Consider the following 18933-nt stretch of genomic DNA (forward strand, 5'->3'; position numbering starts at 1 on the left):
GCGCCGCGATGGTGGCGCCAGCGGCGCGGCCGGCGCCTCGGGCGTACCGAGCGCCTCGAGCGCCTCGGGCGCCTCAGGTGTGCACGGTGAAGGGCGGCGTCACCGCGACGGCGCGAGCGCGGCGGCAACGGATGGCGGCGCCAGCACTGGCGCCCCGGCCGGCGCTGCGCCCCAGCGGCCGCAGTAAGGACCCAGCATGAATCCCTCACGCCTGTTCATCGAGCGGCCGGTCGCCACCGCGCTGCTGATGGTCGCCATCCTGCTGTCGGGCCTGGTGGCCTTCAAGCTGCTGCCGCTGTCGGCGCTGCCGGAGGTCGATTACCCGACCATCCAGGTCACCACCCTGTATCCGGGCGCCAGCCCGGACGTGATGACCTCGTCCATCACGGCGCCGCTGGAGCGCCAGTTCGGCCAGATGCCGGGCCTCAAGCAGATGTCGTCGTCATCCTCGGGCGGCGCCTCGGTGATCACGCTGCAGTTCGAGCTCACGCTGTCGCTGGACGTGGCCGAGCAAGAGGTGCAGGCCGCCATCAACGCCGGCGGCAACCTGCTGCCGGCGGACTTGCCGATGCCACCGGTCTACAGCAAGGTCAACCCGGCCGACGCGCCGATCATGACGCTGGCCATGACGTCCGACACCATGCCGCTGCCCAAGCTGCAGGACATGGTGGACACCCGCGTGGCGCAGAAGATCTCGCAGCTGCAGGGCGTGGGGCTGGTGAGCATCAGCGGCGGGCAGCGCCCGGCAGTGCGCATCCAGGCCAACCCGACCGCGCTGGCCGCGCTCGGCATGTCGATCGACGACCTGCGCACGGCGATCGGCAGCGCCAACGTCAACGGCGCCAAGGGCAGCTTCGACGGCCCCGCGCGCGCCTCCACCATCGATGCCAACGACCAGCTCAAGTCCGCCGACGAGTACCGCCAGATCATCGTCGGCTACCAGAAGGGCGCGCCGATCCGCATCACCGATGTGGCCAACATCGTCGACGGGCCCGAGAACAGCCGCCTGGCGGCCTGGGCCAACGACAAGCCGGCCATCGTGCTGAGCATCCAGCGCCAGCCCGGCGCCAATGTGATCGAGGTGGTGGACCGCATCAAGGCCCTGCTGCCGCAATTGCAGAACGCGCTGCCGGCCTCGGTCAAGGTGCAGCTGCTGACCGACCGCACCACCACCATCCGCGCCTCGGTGCGCGACGTGGAGTTCGAGCTGCTGCTGGCGGTCGCGCTGGTGGTGATGGTGATCTTCGTCTTCCTGCGCAATGTGCCCGCCACCATCATCCCGGGCGTGGCGGTGCCGCTGTCGCTGGTGGGCACCTTCGGCGTGATGTACCTGGCGGGCTTCTCGATCAACAACCTGACGCTGATGGCGCTGACCATTGCCACCGGCTTCGTGGTGGACGATGCGATCGTGATGATCGAGAACATCATGCGCTACATCGAGAAGGGCGATTCGCCCATGGAGGCGGCGCTCAAGGGGTCCAAGCAGATTGGCTTCACCATCATCTCGCTGACGTTCTCGCTGGTGGCCGTGCTGATCCCCCTGCTGTTCATGGGCGATGTGGTCGGGCGCCTGTTCCGCGAGTTCGCCATCACGCTGGCGGTGTCGATCCTGATCTCGGCGGTGGTCTCGCTGACGCTTACGCCGATGATGTGCGCGCGCCTGCTGCACCATGTGCCCGATGAGAAGCTCTCGCGCTTTCACCGCGCCAGCGGCCGCTTCTTCGACAACGTGATCGACCGCTACGGCCGCGCGCTGGAATGGGTGCTGGACCGCCAGAAGCTCACCTTGCTGGTCGCCATCGGCACCATGGTGCTGACCGTGCTGCTGTACATGCTGGTGCCCAAGGGCTTCTTCCCGGTGCAGGACACCGGCGTGATCCAGGGCATTACCGAAGCGTCCCAGACCACCTCGTTCCCCGCCATGGCAGCGAAGCAGCAGGCAGTGGCCAAGGTGGTGCTGGAAGACCCGGCGGTGGAGAGCCTGTCCTCCTTCATCGGGGTCGACGGCACCAATACCACGCTCAACGCCGGGCGCCTCCTGATCAACCTGAAGCCCAAGGACCAGCGCAGCGACTCCATCGAGGACGTGACGCGCCGCCTGCAGGCCGCGGTCGACAAGCTCGGCGGTGTTTCGCTCTACACCCAGCCGGTGCAGGACCTGACCATCGAGGACCGCGTGGCACGCACGCAGTACCAGTTCACCGTGCAGGACCCGGACCCCGCCACGCTGGCCACCTGGGTGCCGAGACTGGTCGAGCGCCTGAAGCTGGAGCCGGAACTGCGCGACGTGGCCAGCGACCAGCAGAACAACGGCCTGCGCGCCTATGTGGATATCGACCGCGACGCCGCGGCGCGCTTTGGCATCACCACCGCGGTGATCGACAGCGCGCTGTACAGCGCCTTCGGCCAGCGCCTGGTGTCGACCATCTTCACGCAGGCGAGCCAGTACCGCGTGGTACTGGAGGCCATGCCGCAGTTCCGCACCGATCCGCAGTCGCTGGCGGAGCTGCGCCTGCCCTCCTCCTCCGGCGGGCAGGTGCCGCTGGGCGCGTTCGCGCGCATCAGCGAGCGCACCGGGCCGCTGGTGATCAACCACCAGGGCCAGTTCCCTTCGGCCACCATCTCGTTCAACCTGGCACCGGGCGAATCGCTCGGCGCCGCGGTCGACAAGATCGCCAAGGTCGAGCAGGAAATCGGCCTGCCGATCTCGATGCAGACGGATTTCCAGGGCGCCGCGCTGGCCTTCCGCGCTTCGCTGTCCAACACGCTGTGGCTGATCCTGGCCGCGGTGATCACGATGTACATCGTGCTGGGCGTGCTCTATGAGAGCACCATCCATCCCGTGACCATCCTCTCCACCCTGCCCTCGGCCGGCGTGGGCGCGCTGCTGGCGCTGCTGGTCTCGGGCCAGGACCTGGGCATCATCGCGATCATCGGCATCATCCTGCTGATCGGTATCGTCAAGAAGAACGCCATCATGATGATCGACTTCGCGCTCGAGGYCGAGCGCGAGGGCGGCATGGCGCCGCGCGAGGCCATCTTCCAGGCCTGCCTGCTGCGCTTGCGCCCCATCCTGATGACCACCATGGCGGCCCTGCTGGCGGCGCTGCCGCTGATGCTGGGCACCGGCATCGGCTCGGAGCTGCGCCGTCCGCTGGGCATCACCATGGTGGGCGGCCTGCTGGTCAGCCAGGTGCTGACGCTGTTCACCACGCCGGTGATCTACCTGGCGTTCGACAGCGTGGCAACGCGCCTGAAAGCCTGGCGCCAGCGCCGGTTTGGCGACGACACGAGTGGCGGCGCAGGTGGTGGCGCAGGTGGCAGTGAAGCTGGGCACGCTCCGGAGCCGAGGCCGTAATGAACCTGTCGGCCACCTTCATCCATCGCCCGGTCGCCACCGCGCTGCTGACCATCGGCATCCTGCTGGCGGGGCTGGCGGCGCTGCGGCTGCTGCCGGTGTCGCCGCTGCCGCAGGTGGATTTCCCCACCATCTCGGTGTCCGCCTCGCTGCCCGGCGCCAGCCCCGAGACCATGGCCGCCACCGTGGCCACGCCGCTGGAACGCGCCCTGGGCGCCATTGCCGGCGTCACCGAGATCACCTCCAGCAGTTCGCTGGGCTCGACCCGCATCACGATGCAGTTCGAGCTCTCGCGCGACATCGACGGCGCCGCGCGCGACGTGCAGGCCGCCATCAATGCCTCGCGCGCCACGCTGCCCACCAGCCTGCCGAGCAACCCGACGTACCGCAAGGTCAACCCGGCCGATGCGCCGATCATGATCATCGCGCTGACTTCGCCCACCATGACGCGCGGCCAGCTCTACGATGCGGCCTCGACCATCCTGGCGCAGAAGCTGTCGCAGATCGAGGGCGTGGGCCAGGTCACCATCGGCGGCTCGTCGCTGCCGGCGGTGCGGGTGGAGCTCAACCCCACGGCGCTCAACAAGTACGGTGTCTCGCTGGAGGATGTGCGCAACACCATCAGCGCCACCAACGCCAACCGTCCGCTCGGCTCGCTCGAAAACACCACCACCAACTGGCAGGTCTACGCCAACGACCAGGCCATGAAGGCGGCGGACTACATGCCGCTGATCGTCCGCTACGCCACGCCGGGCACCTACTCGTCGGCCTCGGCCGGTGCGCTGATCGCCAGCACGGCCAACGCCACCGCGGGCGGCGGCGTGAGCACCAAGACCGTCAACGGCGTCACCACCACCACGCTGACCACCAGCAGCGGCACCACCACCATCAGCACCGGCGCCACCGGCGGCAACACCAGCAAGGGCGGCCCGAACTCCTTCGCCGTGCCGGTGCGGCTGTCGGACGTGGCCAAGGTGACCGACTCGGTGCAGGACGTGCGCAACGCCGGCTCCGCCAACGGCCAGCCCTCGGTGCTGCTGGTGCTCAACCGCTCGCCAGGCGCCAACATCATCGAGACGGTGGACCGCGTCACCGAGATGCTGCCGTCGCTGCAGCAGATGATCCCGTCCGCCATCAAGATGGAAGTGATGATGGACCGCACCCCCACCATCCGCGGTTCGCTGCGCGAGGTGGAGCACACCCTGATGATCTCGGTGGCGCTGGTGATCATGGTGGTGTTCCTGTTCCTGCGCAATGTGCGCGCCACGCTGATCCCTAGCGTGGCGGTGCCGGTGTCGCTGATCGGCACCTTCTCGGTGATGTACCTGGCCGGCTTCTCGCTCAACAACCTGTCGCTGATGGCGCTCACGGTCGCCACCGGCTTCGTGGTGGATGACGCCATCGTGGTGCTGGAGAACATCTCGCGGCACATCGAGGAAGGCATGAAACCGCTCGAAGCCGCGCTCAAGGGCTCGCGCGAAGTCGGCTTCACGGTGCTGTCGATGAGCTTGTCGCTGATCGCGGTGTTTATCCCGCTGCTGATGATGGGCGGCATCGTCGGGCGCCTGTTCCAGGAGTTCGCCATCACCTTGTCGGTGTCGATCCTGGTGTCGCTGGTGGTCTCGCTCACGGCCACGCCGATGATGTGCGCACGCCTGCTCAAGCCGGTGCGCCCCGAGCGCCAGGGCCGCCTCTACCGCGCCAGCGAGCGGATGTTCGCCTGGATGCACGATGGGTACGCACGCACGTTGGCGGTGGCGCTGCGCCACAGCACGCTGGTGTGGCTGGTGCTGCTGGCCACCATCGGCCTCAATGTCTGGCTCTACACGATCGTGCCCAAGGGCTTCTTCCCGCAGCAGGATACGGGGCGCCTGATCGGCTTTATCCGCGCCGACCAGGCCACCTCGTTCCAGGCCATGCGGCCCAAGCTCGACAACTTCATCAAGATCGTGCAGTCCGATCCGGCGGTGGTCAATGTGACGGGCTTCACCGGCGGCTCGCAACGCAATACCGGCCAGATGTTCGTCACGCTCAAGCCGATTTCAGAGCGCGAGCCGGCCGACGCCATCGTGGCCCGGCTGCGGGTCAAGCTGGCCAAGGAGCCCGGCGCCAGCCTGTTCCTGACCTCGGTGCAGGACATCCGCATTGGCGGGCGCCAAAGCAGCTCGGCCTACCAGTTCACGCTGCAGTCGGACGATCTCGACGTATTGCGCGAGTGGGAGCCCAAGGTGCGCGCGGCCATCTCCAACCTCAAGGGGCTGGAAGACGTCGACACCGACACCAACGACAAGGGCTTGCAGACCTCGGTGATCATCGACCGGGACACCGCGTCCAAGCTCGGTGTTTCCGCGCAGCAGATCGATGCGGTGCTCAACGATGCCTTCGGCCAGCGCCTGGTGTCCACCATCTACAATCCGCTCAACCAGTACCGGGTGGTGATGGAGCTCAGCCCCGAGTACCTGGAAGGCCCGCATGCGCTCCAGGATATCTATGTGGTCACTGGCGGCGGCAAGCGGGTGCCGCTGTCGGCCTTCGCGCGGTTCACGCCCACCAGCACGCCGCTGGGCGTCAATCACCAGGGCCAGTTCGCGGCCTCCACCATCTCCTTCAACCTGGCCGAGGGCGTCTCGCTATCGCAGGCCACGGAGTTGGTCAAGGATGCGATGGCGCGCATTGGCGTGCCGGAGACGCTGCAGGCCAACTTCCAGGGCAGCGCCAAGGCCTTCCAGGATTCGCTCAAGAGCCAGCCGCTGCTGATCCTGGCCGCGCTGATCACCATCTATATCGTGCTCGGCATGCTGTACGAGAGCTATGTGCATCCGCTCACCATCCTGTCCACGCTGCCGTCGGCCGGCGTGGGCGCGCTGCTGGCGCTGCTGGCCTCGGGCACGGACTTCAGCATCATCGCGCTGATCGGCGTGATCCTGCTGATCGGCATCGTCAAGAAGAACGCCATCATGATGATCGACTTCGCCATCGACGCCGAACGGCGCGAGGGCCTGTCGCCGCATGACGCCATTTACCGCGCCTGCCTGCTGCGTTTCCGCCCGATCCTGATGACCACCATGGCCGCCCTGCTGGGCGCGATACCCCTGGCGATCGGCCACGGCGACGGCGCCGAGCTGCGCGCGCCGCTGGGCATCTCCATCGTCGGCGGGCTGGTGGTCAGCCAGCTGCTGACGCTCTACACGACGCCCGTGGTCTACCTGACGCTGGACCGCTGGCGCCTGAAGGTGAAAGCCTGGCGCCAGCGCCGCTCCGCGGTGCCTGCGGCCACGGCCAGCCTCGAACCCTGAATGCGATCCATGAACGCTTTTCTTCGCCTCCCCGCCCTCTGCGTCCCCGCGACCGTGCTGACGGCAGCCTGTGCCCTGCTGCTGGGCGGCTGCGCCGTGGGTCCCGACTACAAGCGGCCGGACGCGCCCACCACCCCGGCCTTCAAGGAAGCACCCGCCGACACCTCGCAGTGGGGCGAGTGGAAGCCGGCCGAGCCGCAGGATGCCAGCGCGCGCAGCAACTGGTGGGCGGTGTTCAGCGATCCGGCACTCGACACGCTGATGTCGCAGGTGCAGGTATCCAACCAGAACATCAAGGCGGCCGAGGCGCAGTACCGGCAAGCGCTGGCCGCGCTGCAATCGGCGCGCGCCGGCTACTTCCCCACGGTGGGCGCATCGGCCGGGCTGAGCCGCTCGAAGGGCAGCAGCGGCCTGATCGGCAACAGCCAGAACGCCACGCTGTCGGCCAGCTGGGAGATCGATGTGTGGGGCCGCGTGCGCAGGCAGGTGGAAAGCAGCGAGGCCAGCGCGCAGGCCAGCCAGTCCGACCTGGCTTCGACCTTGCTGTCGACCCAGTCCACGCTGGCGCAGAGCTATTTCCTGCTGCGCATCGCCGACCAGCAGAAGGCCTTGCTTGACCGCACGGTAGTCGACTACGAGAAATCCCTGCAGCTGGTGCGCAACCAGTACGCAGCCGGCACCGCCCAGCGCTCGGACGTGCTGCAATCCGAGACCCAGCTCAAGTCCGCGCAGGCGCAGCAGATCGATATCCAGATCACGCGCGCGCAGCTCGAGCACGCCATCGCCATCCTGACTGGCAAACCGCCAGCCGACCTCTCCATCACGCCGCAGGACTATGCCGCCGCCGTGCCGCGCGTGCCTGTCGCGGTGCCGTCGGCGCTGCTGGAACGCCGGCCCGATATCGGCGCGGCCGAGCGCCGCATGGCCGCGGCCAATGCGCAAATCGGCGTGGCCCAGGCGGCGTATTACCCCAAGCTGTCGCTATCGGCCACCGGCGGCCTTTCCGCCAGCACGCTGGCGCGGTGGCTGTCGCTGCCGGACCGCGTGTGGTCGATCGGCCCGGCGCTGGCCGGCACGCTGTTCGACGGTGGCCTGCGCAGCGCGGCCAAGGCGCAGGCGGTGGCGGCCTACGACCAGACCGTGGCCAACTACCGCCAGACGGTGCTCGCCGCGTTCCAGGAAGTCGAGGACAACCTGGCCGGCGCGCGCCTGCTGGAGCAAGAAGGCGTGGTGCAGAACGACGCGCTGCGTTCGGCGCGCGATGCGCTGGCCCTGGTCAACAACCGTTACCGCGCTGGCACTGCCAGCCTGCTGGACGTACTGACCGCGCAGACCACCGCCTACACGGCGGAGCGCACCTACTTGACCATCGTGGGCCGCCAGTACACGACCAGCGCGGTGTTGATCAAGGCGCTGGGCGGCGGCTGGCATATCGAGACGGAGAGCGCGTCGAATACGGCGCCGGCCGGCACAGCGCCCGGCGGCTCGGCAACGCAATAGCAAATGGCGGTGGGAGCCTCCCCGCCGCCCTATGCCGGCGGGAAGCGCACCCGCACCAGCAGGCCCCTGCCCTGCGCGCCATCCAGCAGCACCAGCGACGCGCCATGCGCCATGGCGATGTCGCGCACGATGGTCAGGCCAAGCCCCGAGCCAGCGGGAGCCGTCTCACCGGGCACCGTCAAACCCGCCGCCTTGCCGCGGTAAAACGGCTCTAGCACCGCCGCGCGTTCCGCGGCGGGAATGCCGGGACCGTCATCCTCCACTTCCAGCACCACCGCCTCGCCCGCGCGCAAGACCCGCGCCGTGACCATGCCGCCCGACGGCGTATAGCGCAGGGCATTGTCGACCAGGTTGGTCACCAGCTCGTGCAGCAGATCGGTGCCGCGCACTAGCTGCGCGCCCGCGCCTTCGAAGCCCAGGTCGATGCGGCGCGCACGCGCAGCGGGCGTGAGCTCGAGGCAAACCTCTTTCACCAACGCCGCGAGGTCCAGCGCGCGCGGCGCCTCGGCTCCGCCGTGCGCGGCGCGCGCCATCGACAGCAGGCGGTCGGCCAGCGCGGCCATGCGCGCGGTACTGTCGGCCAGGCCCTGCGCGATGCGCCGCTGCTCGTCGGGATCGCGCTCGCGCGCGGCCAGCTGGGCCTGCGTGTGCAGCACGGCTAGCGGCGTGCGCAACTGGTGCGCCGCGTCGGCGATAAAGCGGCGCTGCGCGGCGAGCACCTGTTCCAGCCGCGCCATGTAGCCGTTCATGGCTTGCACCAGCGGCGCGGTCTCGCGCGGGGCGCTGTCGAGCGGCAGCGGCGTGGTGGCGCCGGGCTGGCGTTGCGCCACGGCTTCGCGCAGCGCATCGAGCGGCGCCAGCGCGCGCCGCGTGAACAGCCAGATCACCAGCACCGCGGCCAGCACCAGCATCAGCTGGCCCCACAGCACATCGAACAGGATGTTGCGCGTCAGCGCCTGGCGCGAGTCCAGCGTCTCGCCCACCTCGATCAAGGCCATGCCGCCGCGCGTGCCGCCGGCGTCCATCACCGGCTGGCGCAGCGCGGCGATGCGGATCGGCTGGCCACGGTAAGTACGGTCGTAGAAGCTCACCAGTGCGGGGTACAGCTTGGTGCGCGGCTGGCTGGCATCGAATGGCGGCAGGTCGTCGTAGCCCGAGACGAACTCGCCATGCACGCCGCTGACGCGGTAGAACATGGTGGCGTTCATGCCCACCTCGAAGGTATCGAGCGAGATATACGGCACGTCCACGCGCACGCCTTCGGGGGTCAGCGTGATGCGCTCGGAGATATTGCGCGCCGATGCCAGCAAGGTGCGGTCATAGGCCTGGTTGGCGGATTCCAGCGCATTGAAGTAGGCCACTACGCCGTACGCGGCCTGCAGCGCCAGCATGGGCGGGATCAGCCACCACAGCAGGCGTGCGCGCAGGCTGGCGGCGCGCTTGCGCGGCTCAGCCAACGCTGGGCTCCAGCACGTAGCCCAGCCCGCGCAAGGTCACGATGGCAGCGCCCGAGCCTTCGAGCTTGCGGCGCAGGCGATGCACGTAGACCTCAATCACATCCGGCTGGGTGTCGTCGGCCAGGGTGAAGATGCTGGCGTAGATGCGGTCCTTGCTGACGGTCTTGCCGGGCGGCGTCATCAGGATCTCCAGCACCGCATGCTCGCGCGGCGTCAGCGCCAGCGGCACGCCGCCCACCTGGAAATGGCGCGACACCGTATCGAACCCCAGGCCGCCGCACACCACCAGCGGCGCCTCGGTCTGGCGCGCGCGGCGCAGCAGCGCCTTCACGCGCGCCTCGAACTCGGCCAGGTCGAAGGGCTTGGCCATGTAGTCGTCGGCGCCCAGGTCCAGGCCCTTGACCCGGTCGCCCACTTCGCCGCGCGCGGTCAGGATCATTACCGGCACGCGGCAGCCGCGAGCGCGCAGGCGCGCGAGCAGGTCCAGGCCGTCGCGGTCGGGCAGGGTCAGGTCCAGCAACACCAGCGCGTAGTCGCTGCCGGCCCCGCCCGCGCTGCCGGCGTGGGTGCTGAACAGCAAGGATTCCGCACTGGCCGCGTCGGCCGCGCGCTCCACGGTGAAATGCAGCGCGCGCAGCGCCTGCATCACCCAGGTGGCCAGTTCATCGTGGTCCTCGACCAGCAGTACTCTCATGGAAAGGTGTTCTCCTGCCTCTTGGCGGCGCTTTGTTATGCCTGATTTTCGCATCGCCAGCCAGCGGATTTTTCGGGATTTCCCGGTAAGCTGTCTGCCGTCCACTTGCCCCCCCGGAGGAAAATCGATGCGCCACGTTCTGGCCGCCCTGCGCTTTGCCTGCGCGGCGCTCGCCCTCGCCGCTGCCTGCGCGCGGCCGGCGGCCGCCGCGCCGGAATGCATCGTGCCCGCCAAGCCCGGCGGCGGCTTTGACCTGACCTGCAAGCTGGCGCAGCGCGCGCTGCTCGAAGCCGGGTTCACCGAGCAGCCGATGCGGCTGGCCTACGTGCCGGGCGGCATCGGCGCGGTGGCCTACAACAGCATCGTGGCGCAACGCCCCGCCGAGTCCGACACCATCGTCGCCTTTTCAGACGGCTCCCTGCTGGCGCTGGCCCAAGGCAAGTTCGGCAAGTACGGCGCGGCGGATGTGCGCTGGGTCGGCGCGCTCGGCGCCGATTATGGCGTGATAGCGGTACGCGCCGACTCGCCCTTCAAGACCCTGAAGGACCTGGTGGCCGCGCTCAGGTCGGATCCGGACCGGGTACTGTTCGGGGCCGGCGGCACCATCGGCAACCAGGACTGGATGAAGGCCGCGCTGGTGGCGCGGCAAGCCGGCGTGGGCTACAAGCGCATGCGCTTCGTGGGTTTCGAGGGTGGCGGCGAGGCCTTCACGGCACTGCAGGGCGGGCACGTCCAGGCGGTGTCCGGCGACGCATCGGAGGCCGCCATGCAGCTCGGCGCGGGCGGCATCCGCATCCTGGCCGTGCTGGCGGCGCAGCGCCTGCCCGGCAGGCTGGCCGGCGTGCCCACCGCGCGCGAGCAGGGCTTCGACATCGTCTGGCCCATCCTGCGCGGCTTCTACATGGGCCCCAAGGTTGCGCAGGCCGACTACCAGCGCTGGGCCAGCCGCTTCGAACGCCTGCAGGCCAGCCCGGCATTCGCCCGGCTGCGCGCGGAGCAAGGCCTGTTCCCGGCCGACCTGGGCGGCGCCGACCTGGATACCTATGTGCAGCGAACGGTGCAGCGCTATAGCATGCTGGCCAAGGAATTCGGGCTGACCCGATAGCTCCGATAGCTCCGATAGCTCCGATAGCTCCGATAGCCCTGATAGCCCCGCTACGGCCGGGCAAGCGCCTCCGGACGCGGCAGCGGCTGCTTGCTCACCCGCTCCTTGAGCCAGGTGGCGGCCTTGCCGAGCGGCCGCTGCTTATGCCACACCAGCTCCATCGCCACCGGCCAGTCCTGGTCGTCGAACTCCAGCGCGGGCGACACCAGTTGCGTGCCCGCCGGCGAGTTGGCCGCCACGTGCCAGGGCACGAAGGCCCAGCCCAGCCGGCGCTTGACCAGCTCTACGATGACCCACTGGCTCTCCACCCACCAGACTTCGGCGGCCACGCGCAGCCGCATTTTTTCCTCGCTGTCGGTACGGGTGGCCACCATCAGCTGCCGGTAGCGCTTCAGTTCCTCCCAGCCCACGCGCTGGTCCGCAAGCGGATGGTCGGGCGCGCAGATGATCCGCATCGGCACCCAGCCCAGCGCGCGGAAGCCCAGCTCCGGCGGAAGCACCTCCTGGCGCCACATGATGCCCAGGTCGGCGCAACGCTCCAGCACCAGCCGGCTGACGTCTTCCATCAAGGGAAACAGCAGCTCCAGTTCCACCGCCGGGAAGCGCTCGGAGAACTCTTCCAGCATCACGCCCAGGGTTTCCTCCGGATAGAGTTCGTCCACCGCCAGCACCAGGCGGCTCTCCACGCCCTCGCCCAGGCTCTTGGCCACGCCGCGGAAATGCTCGCAACGCTCCAGGATCACGCGCGCCTCAGCCAGCAGCCGCTCGCCCGCGGCGGTCAGGGTGGGATAGCGCCCGCCGCGGTCGAACAGCTGGTTGCCCAGGTCGATCTCGAGATTGGACACGGCCGCGCTGACGACCGACTGGGCCTTGCCCAGCCGGCGCGCGGCTGCGGAGAAAGAGCCACATTCGGCGGCCGCGGCAAAGGCCTGCAATTGCTCGAGCGAGAGGCTCATGTCGATTCCTTGGGACGGGCCGCTGCCCATCCATCGTTTTAAGCGATAGAACCCAACTTTACCATCCCAGAATACTCGATAGAATGCCCTCTATTCACACGCCAGACAGGAAGTATCATGCGCAGCACCAAGGACAGAATTCGTCACACCATCGGCTTTGAAGTGATCGGCTTGCTGATTGTCGCGCCCGTGGGCAGCTGGGTCTTTGGCTTCGCCCTGCACCAGATCGGCATCCTCGCCGTGGTGGCATCGTTGATCGCCGCCGGCTGGAACTACGTCTACAACGTGCTGTTCGACAAGGCCATGCTGCGGTTCACCGGGCAGTTGCGCAAGCCGGTGGCCGTGCGGGTGCTCCACGCTATCCTGTTCGAACTGGGCCTGCTGGTGGTGTTCTTGCCGATGGTGGCGTGGTACCTCGACATGAGTCTGTTTGATGCCTTCGTCATGGACATCGCGCTGGCGGCCTTCTACGTGGTCTATGCATTCATCTACAACTGGACCTACGATGCCGTGTTCCCGGTGGCCGGCGCCGCGGGGAAAAGCGGAAATACCACAAAGGCGGTCGCGAAGTCGGCCTGCTGACCCAGCGATCAGGAAGCAAAAAGCGGATGCCGACGGCATCCGCTTTTTGCATTTTGGCCAGCCACTTCGCGTGGCTGCATTATTCCTTACCGGCGCTCTGGCGTCGCCACGTTGCCAACCACACCGCCCAGCGCCGCGCCACCGATGGTGGCCGCCGGGCCGCCGATCAGTGCAGCGCCGGCCACACCGCCAACACCCGCGCCGATGGCGGTATTGCGCTGCTTGGGCGTCATGTCTGCGCAGCCCGCCACGCTCAGCAGGGTGGCAAGCAGGATAGACAGGGTTACGGTACGCATGATGAGGCTCCTTGTGGGATTGGCTCGGCGCCGGGCAATGCACCCAGGCCGCGCTATTGCGTGTTACCGCACGGTCCACATCTGCGGCAGGTGTTTTCAGTATGGGGGGCGGCGTCGCTTTGCGTGACGGGGCTATGGCCGAACATCGTGTCAGCGGATTCCCACAAATCCCGTGCGCGTGCCATGTCAGCGCCGCTCGATTGCGGGTTTCCCCGCACGCCGCCCGGCTTGAAGCCGCCGCGCATTTAGTTATACTACATAACAATATTGCTGCCCGCTGCGGCCTCCCCATGACGCACGCGCGGCGGGCAATCCATAACAAGCCGTGGAGACAACACCATGAAGATCGCGATTGCCGGTGGCGGCATCGGCGGCCTGACGCTGGCACTGCTGTGCCACCGGCACGGCATCGAGGCCGAGGTCTGGGAAGCCAGCGAGACGCTGCGCCCGCTCGGCGTGGGCATCAACCTGCTGCCGCACGCGGTGCGCGAGCTGTCCGAGCTGGGATTGCACGATGCACTGGCCGAGCTGGCGGTGCAAACCTCGTCCCTGTCCTACTACAACAAGCTCGGCCAGCGCATCTGGCACGAGCCGCGCGGGCGCGCGGCGGGCTACGGCCAGCCGCAGTTCTCCATCCATCGCGGCGAATTCCAGATGCTGCTCTACCGCACCGTGGTGGAGCGCCTGGGCGCTGAGCGCGTGCATGCCGGCCATACGTTTGAAGCAGTCACGAGCACCGGCGCGCGCGCGGGCGATCCCGTGGAGTTCACGCTRCGCCGGCGCAGCGACAACGCGCAAGTCACGGCGCGGGCCGATGTGCTGGTGGGCGCCGACGGCATCCACTCCGCCGTGCGCCGCCACTTCTATCCGCAGGGCGACGCGCCGCGCTTCTCGCGCCGCACGCTGTGGCGCGCCGTCACCGAGGCGCCGCCGTACCTGGATGGCAGCTCGATGTTCATGGCGGGCCACCAGGACCAGAAGTTCGTGGCCTACCCGATCTCCGAGCCGCTGCGCCGCCAGGGGCGCTCGCTGGTCAACTGGATCGCCGAGCTGCGCGTGCCCGACAGCGCGCCGGATACCCCGCCGCGCAGCGACTGGAACAAGCAGGTCGACAAGTCCGTGTTCCGCGAAGCCTTTGCGGATTGGCGCTGGGACTGGATCGACATCCCCGCGCTGATCGACGGCGCGCAGGCCATCTACGAATTCCCCATGGTCGACAAGGACACGCTGCCGCGCTGGACCTTCGACCGCGTGACGCTGCTGGGCGACGCCGCCCACCCGATGTACCCGATCGGCTCCAACGGCAGCGCGCAGGCCATCCTCGATGCGCGCTACCTGATCGACAGCCTCCTGGCCAACGGCGCGCCGCGCGACGCCTCCGGCACCGGCCATGCGCTGCGCGAGTACGAAGCGGAACGGCTGCCGCGCACCGCGGCCATCGTGCTGCGCAACCGCATGAACGGGCCCGAGCAGGTCATGCAGCTGGCCGAGCAGCGCGCGCCGCAGGGCTTCAGCGATATCGAAACCGTGATCCCGCGCACCGAGCTCGAAGCGATCGCGCTGCGCTACAAGCAGCTCGCCGGCTTCGACCGGCAATCGCTGCAGGTGCCGCCGCGCTAGGCGCAGCCGCGCGCTGTGATTGCGCCAGTCCGTCGTATCATGCCCCCCGACCGGCCCTGAGAAGCCGGCGTCATTCGAAGAATAGGAGACATCGTGCCGCGCCCCAGCCCTACACGCCTTAGACACGTTAGACGCCTTGCCACGCCCGCCAGCCGCCTTGCGCTCGCCGTCACCGCCAGCCTTGCCGCCGCGCTCGGCGCCGCGCCCGCGCTTGCCGAAGTGACGGTCGGCGTCAGCATCGCGTCGACCGGCCCATCGGCCTCGCTCGGCATCCCGCAGAAGAACAGCATGCCCTTCCTGCCGGAGACCATCGCCGGCGAGAAAATCCGCTACATCGTGCTGGACGACGGCTCCGATCCCACCCAGGCCACCAAGGTGGCGCGCCGCTTCGTCAGCGAGGACAAGGTCGACATCATCCTCGGCTCGTCGGCGGTGGCGCCGTCGATCGCGATTGCCGAAGTCGCCGACGAGAGCCAGACCGTGCAGCTGGCCTTCTCGCCGATCGAGCTCAAGCCCGGACGCGGCGAATGGACGTATCGGCTGGCCCAGCCAGTCAAGCTGATGGCCGAGGCCGTGGCGGATGCGGCGCACGCCAAAGGCGTCAAGACCATCGCCTTCATCGGCTTTGCCGACGCCTACGGCGAGACCTGGCTCAAGGAGTTCACCACCGCCGCCACGGCGCGCGGCATGCGCCTGGTGGCCACCGAACGCTATGCGCGCTCGGACACCAGCGTGACCGCGCAAACGCTCAAGCTGATCGCCGCCCGCCCCGACGCGGTGCTGATCGCCGGCGCCGGCACCGGCGCGGCCCTGCCGCACACCACGCTGCGCGAGCGCGGCTACGCGGGCCCGGTCTACCACACGCACGGGGCGGCCACCAAGGACCTGATCCGCATCGGCGGCAAAGCCGTCAACAGCTCCATCCTGCCCGCCGGGCCGGTCATCGTGGCCGAGCAGCTGCCGGACAGCGCCGCCACCAAGAAGCCGGGGCTGGACTACGTGGGCCGCTACGAGAAGCAGTACGGGCCCGACACCCGCACCCAGTTCGGCGCCCACCCCTACGATGCGGGCCTGGTGCTGCAGCGCATCGTGCCGGTGGCGCTCAAGCAGGCCAAGCCGGGCACGCCGGCATTCCGCCGCGCGCTCAAGACCGCGCTGGAGAGCGAGCGCAATATCGTGGTGTCGCACGGCGTGCTGAACTACACCGCGCAGGATCACTTCGGCTTTGACACCCGCGGCCGCGTGATGCTGACCATCGACAATGGCAACTGGAAGCTGCTGAAATGACCGCGCCCGCCGCGCCCTTTGCCATCGCTGGCCTGCCCATGCCCACGCTGGAGCACGTGGCGGATTTCCGCTTCCGGCTGGCGCCGGTCACCGAGGTGGGTGCGAGCGCGCTGGGCAACCGGCGGGTCATCCCCATTCTCGACGGCGTCGTTTCCGGGCCGCGCCTGCAAGGGCGCATCCTGCCCGGCGGCGCGGACTTCCAGCTGGTGCGCCACGATACCGGCAACGGCAACGGCATCGTCGTGGCCGACATCGAGGCCCGCTACGTGCTGGAGACCGACGACGGCGCGCGCATCTACATCGTCAACGCAGGCGTGCGCAGCGGCCCCGCCGAACTGATCGCGCGCCTGGCCGGCGGCGAGATCGTCGACCCGCGCCTGATCTATTTCCGCACCGCGCCCCGCTTCGAGACGGCGGCGCCCGGCTACGACTGGCTCATGCAGCACCTGTTCGTCGCCACCGGCGCCCGCTATCCGGACCGGGTGGAAATGCGGTATTTTCGCGTCGTATAGGCGGCCCGGTTTTTCAGGCAGCCCAACGCCCTCCCCCACATCCATCGACCGACGCCAAGGCCTCATGACCACAGCAAAGGCGCGTGTGCGCCGCAGCCGCGACGCCCTCGCCCCCGATCCCGCCGGCGCCAGCCAGGCAGCCGATGCGCCCGGCGGATTCGACCCGCATATCGCCAACGTCGACTACGGCGTGCTGGACGGCCTGGTCGGCTACGCCATCCGCCGCGCGCAGATCCGTATCTACGAAGACTTCGTGCAATCGCTGGCGCAGTGGCACATCACGCCGCCGCGTTTCTCCGCGCTCGTGATCGTCTCGCGCAATCCGCTGCTCAAGCTGACCGAGCTGGCCAGCATCCTGGGCATCGCGCGCTCGGGCGCGGTGCTGCTGGTCGACGCGCTGGAAGACATGAAGCTGGTGGCGCGCCGCCCGGCGCCGCACGACCGCCGCGCCTACAGCCTGGTGCTGACCCCGGCGGGACGGCGCACGCTGGAAGCCGCCACCGCCGCGGTGTGCGCGCACGATGCGCGCGTCGCGGGCGCATTGTCGGCGCAGGAACAAGACACGCTGCGCACACTGCTCGGAAAGCTCGCGCCGCCGCAGCCGACCGGCGCGGCCAGCTTGGCCCATTTGGCAGACCCCACAAACGCCGCAGAAGACTAGACGGAATTTCTGCGGAAAAACCTGTGGAAATCGCATGGCGGCGTCATCCGCGCCCAGGCCCATGCGTTAACATGGGCACCATGCCGAATCGCCCTTCCCCAATTCTTCACCGCCTGCTGCCGCTTTGCGCCGCCGGGCTGTTGTGCATCAGCGGCGTGAACACCGCCGCCGCCAAGACCCCCGTTCACAAGACCAAGGCCACCCACGCCGCGACCGAGTCCGCCGAGCCGCGCTCAGGCCTGCCGGGCAGCGTGACGGCTGCGCTCAAGCGCGCGCATGTGCCCGCCTCGGCCACCAGCTTCTACGTGATCAAGGTCGGCGCGCCGGCGCCCCGCGCAAGCTGGAACGCGCAAACGCCGATGAACCCGGCTTCCACCATGAAGCTGGTCACCACCTTCGCCGGGCTCCAGCTGCTTGGCCCCGGCTACCGCTGGCAGACCGCGCTGTACGCGGACAACCAGCCAGGCGCCGACGGCACCGTCAACGGCAACGTCTACCTGCGCGGCTATGGCGACCCCAAGCTGGTGCCGGAAGAAATGGCCAAGCTGGTCAACGCCGCCCGCATCGCGGGCGCCACCACCATCAACGGCGACCTGGTGCTGGACCGCAGCTACTTCGATTCCGCCCTCGACAAGGGCGCCACCATCGATGGCGAAACCCAGCGCGCCTACAACGTCAGCCCCGACGCGCTGCTCTACGCCTTCAAGACGCTGTCGTTTACCATCACGCCCGACCCGGCCAACCAGTCGGTCGCGGTATCGGTCACGCCCGCGCTGGCGCAGCTCAAGCTCGACAACCGCCTGGCGCTGTCCCACGGCAAGTGCGGCGACTGGTCGGCGCGCGCGCGCCCCGCCGTCACGCCACAGCCCGACGGCACCGTGCTGGCCTCCTTCGACGGCAGCTACGCCGCCGACTGTGGCGAACACGTGGTCAACATCGCCACGCTCTCGCACAACGAATTCACCTGGGGCGGCTTCGTCGCTGAATGGCAACTGGCCGGCGGCCGCTTCACCCACCAGCCAGCCCTGCGCATGGGCCGCGCCCCGCGCAACGCCTTCCTGCTGGCACGCCACTACGGCCAGCCCCTGTCGGAAATCGTGCGCGACATCAACAAGTTCTCGAACAATGTGATGGCCCGCCAGCTTTACCTGACCATCGGCGCGGAGATGGATCGCAGCGGCCCGGCCAGCACCACCCGCTCGGCCAAGGTGGTGCAGCGCTGGCTGGCGCGCCAGGGGCTGGACATGCCCGGCCTGGTACTGGACAACGGCTCCGGGCTATCGCGCGACGAACGCATCAGTGCCTACGATATGTCACGGCTGCTGCAGCAAGCGCTGGCCAGTGAAGTCGGCCCGGTGCTGATCGATTCGCTGCCGATCCTCGGCGTGGACGGCACGCTGCGCAACCGCCTGACACGCGCCGGCGCGGCCGGCAATGCCTACATGAAGACGGGAACGTTGAACGATGTCCGGGCGCTGGCCGGCTATGTCGACGCGCTGAACGGCGACCGCTATGTGGTGGTCAGCTACATCAACCACGCCAACGCAGCACAAGCCCGCGAAGCCCACGACGCCCTGTTGCAATGGGTATATCAGGGCGCACCCTGAGT

Annotated in this window: 14 protein-coding genes and 1 pseudogene; 11 read left to right on the forward strand and 4 right to left on the reverse strand. The window is 68.5% G+C overall.

What is annotated here, in order from left to right; genetic code table 11:
• From AB4061_RS38765 to AB4061_RS38780, 4 genes and pseudogenes are all read left to right on the forward strand, one after another.
• Positions 1 to 187: pseudogene (locus AB4061_RS38765) on the forward strand (hypothetical protein); the annotation flags it as partial.
• 9 nt (positions 188 to 196) lie between these two features.
• Positions 197 to 3358, forward strand: coding sequence for an MdtB/MuxB family multidrug efflux RND transporter permease subunit (locus tag AB4061_RS38770; protein WP_441641377.1), 3162 nt, complete (start codon positions 197 to 199; stop codon positions 3356 to 3358).
• Positions 3358 to 6654, forward strand: coding sequence for an efflux RND transporter permease subunit (locus tag AB4061_RS38775; protein WP_441641378.1), 3297 nt, complete (start codon positions 3358 to 3360; stop codon positions 6652 to 6654). Before AB4061_RS38770 ends, AB4061_RS38775 begins: the two co-directional genes overlap by 1 nt.
• Positions 6655 to 6663: 9 nt before the next feature.
• Complete coding sequence (locus AB4061_RS38780) at positions 6664 to 8154, forward strand: efflux transporter outer membrane subunit (protein ID WP_441641379.1); 1491 nt, start codon at positions 6664 to 6666, stop codon at positions 8152 to 8154.
• Positions 8155 to 8183: 29 nt separating this feature from the next.
• Here the strand turns inward: AB4061_RS38780 and AB4061_RS38785 are convergent, their stop codons facing one another.
• On the reverse strand, positions 8184 to 9611 hold the full coding sequence (locus tag AB4061_RS38785; RefSeq protein ID WP_441641380.1) for a sensor histidine kinase: 1428 nt from the start codon (positions 9609 to 9611) through the stop codon (positions 8184 to 8186).
• Positions 9604 to 10305 carry a response regulator gene (locus AB4061_RS38790; protein ID WP_183033479.1) on the reverse strand — a complete coding sequence of 234 codons (702 nt, stop codon included), beginning with the start codon at positions 10303 to 10305 and terminating at the stop codon, positions 9604 to 9606. Before AB4061_RS38790 ends, AB4061_RS38785 begins: the two co-directional genes overlap by 8 nt.
• Before the next feature lie 127 nt (positions 10306 to 10432).
• Here AB4061_RS38790 and AB4061_RS38795 point away from each other — a divergent pair, with 127 nt between their 5' ends.
• Complete coding sequence (locus tag AB4061_RS38795; protein WP_441641381.1) at positions 10433 to 11410, forward strand: tripartite tricarboxylate transporter substrate binding protein; 978 nt, start codon at positions 10433 to 10435, stop codon at positions 11408 to 11410.
• A gap of 50 nt (positions 11411 to 11460) precedes the next feature.
• Here AB4061_RS38795 and AB4061_RS38800 read toward each other — a convergent pair whose 3' ends face one another.
• The gene (locus tag AB4061_RS38800) at positions 11461 to 12366 is read right to left on the reverse strand and encodes a LysR family transcriptional regulator (RefSeq protein WP_441641382.1); all 906 of its coding nucleotides are present in this window, start codon (positions 12364 to 12366) and stop codon (positions 11461 to 11463) included.
• A 117-nt stretch (positions 12367 to 12483) separates the two neighbouring features.
• Between AB4061_RS38800 and AB4061_RS38805 the strand changes: the two genes are divergently transcribed.
• Entirely contained in the window at positions 12484 to 12948 is a 465-nt protein-coding gene (locus tag AB4061_RS38805; protein WP_441641383.1) for a PACE efflux transporter, read from the forward strand.
• A gap of 86 nt (positions 12949 to 13034) precedes the next feature.
• Here AB4061_RS38805 and AB4061_RS38810 read toward each other — a convergent pair whose 3' ends face one another.
• Positions 13035 to 13244, reverse strand: a complete 210-nt coding sequence (locus AB4061_RS38810) for a hypothetical protein (RefSeq protein WP_150992709.1) — start codon at positions 13242 to 13244, stop codon at positions 13035 to 13037.
• 339 nt (positions 13245 to 13583) lie between these two features.
• On the opposite strand from AB4061_RS38810, the gene AB4061_RS38815 reads away from it, so the two are divergent.
• The 5 genes from AB4061_RS38815 (at position 13584) to dacB (ending at position 18931) form a co-directional block, all read left to right on the forward strand.
• Positions 13584 to 14864, forward strand: coding sequence for a flavin-dependent oxidoreductase (locus AB4061_RS38815; RefSeq protein ID WP_441641384.1), 1281 nt, complete (start codon positions 13584 to 13586; stop codon positions 14862 to 14864).
• Positions 14865 to 14957: 93 nt separating this feature from the next.
• Positions 14958 to 16151 carry an ABC transporter substrate-binding protein gene (locus AB4061_RS38820; protein ID WP_441641385.1) on the forward strand — a complete coding sequence of 398 codons (1194 nt, stop codon included), beginning with the start codon at positions 14958 to 14960 and terminating at the stop codon, positions 16149 to 16151.
• On the forward strand, positions 16148 to 16663 hold the full coding sequence (locus AB4061_RS38825) for a DUF3237 domain-containing protein (protein ID WP_441641386.1): 516 nt from the start codon (positions 16148 to 16150) through the stop codon (positions 16661 to 16663). Before AB4061_RS38820 ends, AB4061_RS38825 begins: the two co-directional genes overlap by 4 nt.
• A 64-nt stretch (positions 16664 to 16727) precedes the next feature.
• On the forward strand, positions 16728 to 17324 hold the full coding sequence (locus tag AB4061_RS38830; RefSeq protein ID WP_441641387.1) for a MarR family winged helix-turn-helix transcriptional regulator: 597 nt from the start codon (positions 16728 to 16730) through the stop codon (positions 17322 to 17324).
• Positions 17325 to 17395: 71 nt separating this feature from the next.
• Positions 17396 to 18931, forward strand: coding sequence for a D-alanyl-D-alanine carboxypeptidase/D-alanyl-D-alanine endopeptidase (dacB, locus tag AB4061_RS38835; protein ID WP_441641388.1), 1536 nt, complete (start codon positions 17396 to 17398; stop codon positions 18929 to 18931).
• The last annotated feature ends 2 nt before the right edge of the window (positions 18932 to 18933 follow it).

Source organism: Cupriavidus sp. YAF13 (assembly GCF_052113425.1).
Classification (GTDB): Bacteria; Pseudomonadota; Gammaproteobacteria; order Burkholderiales; family Burkholderiaceae; genus Cupriavidus.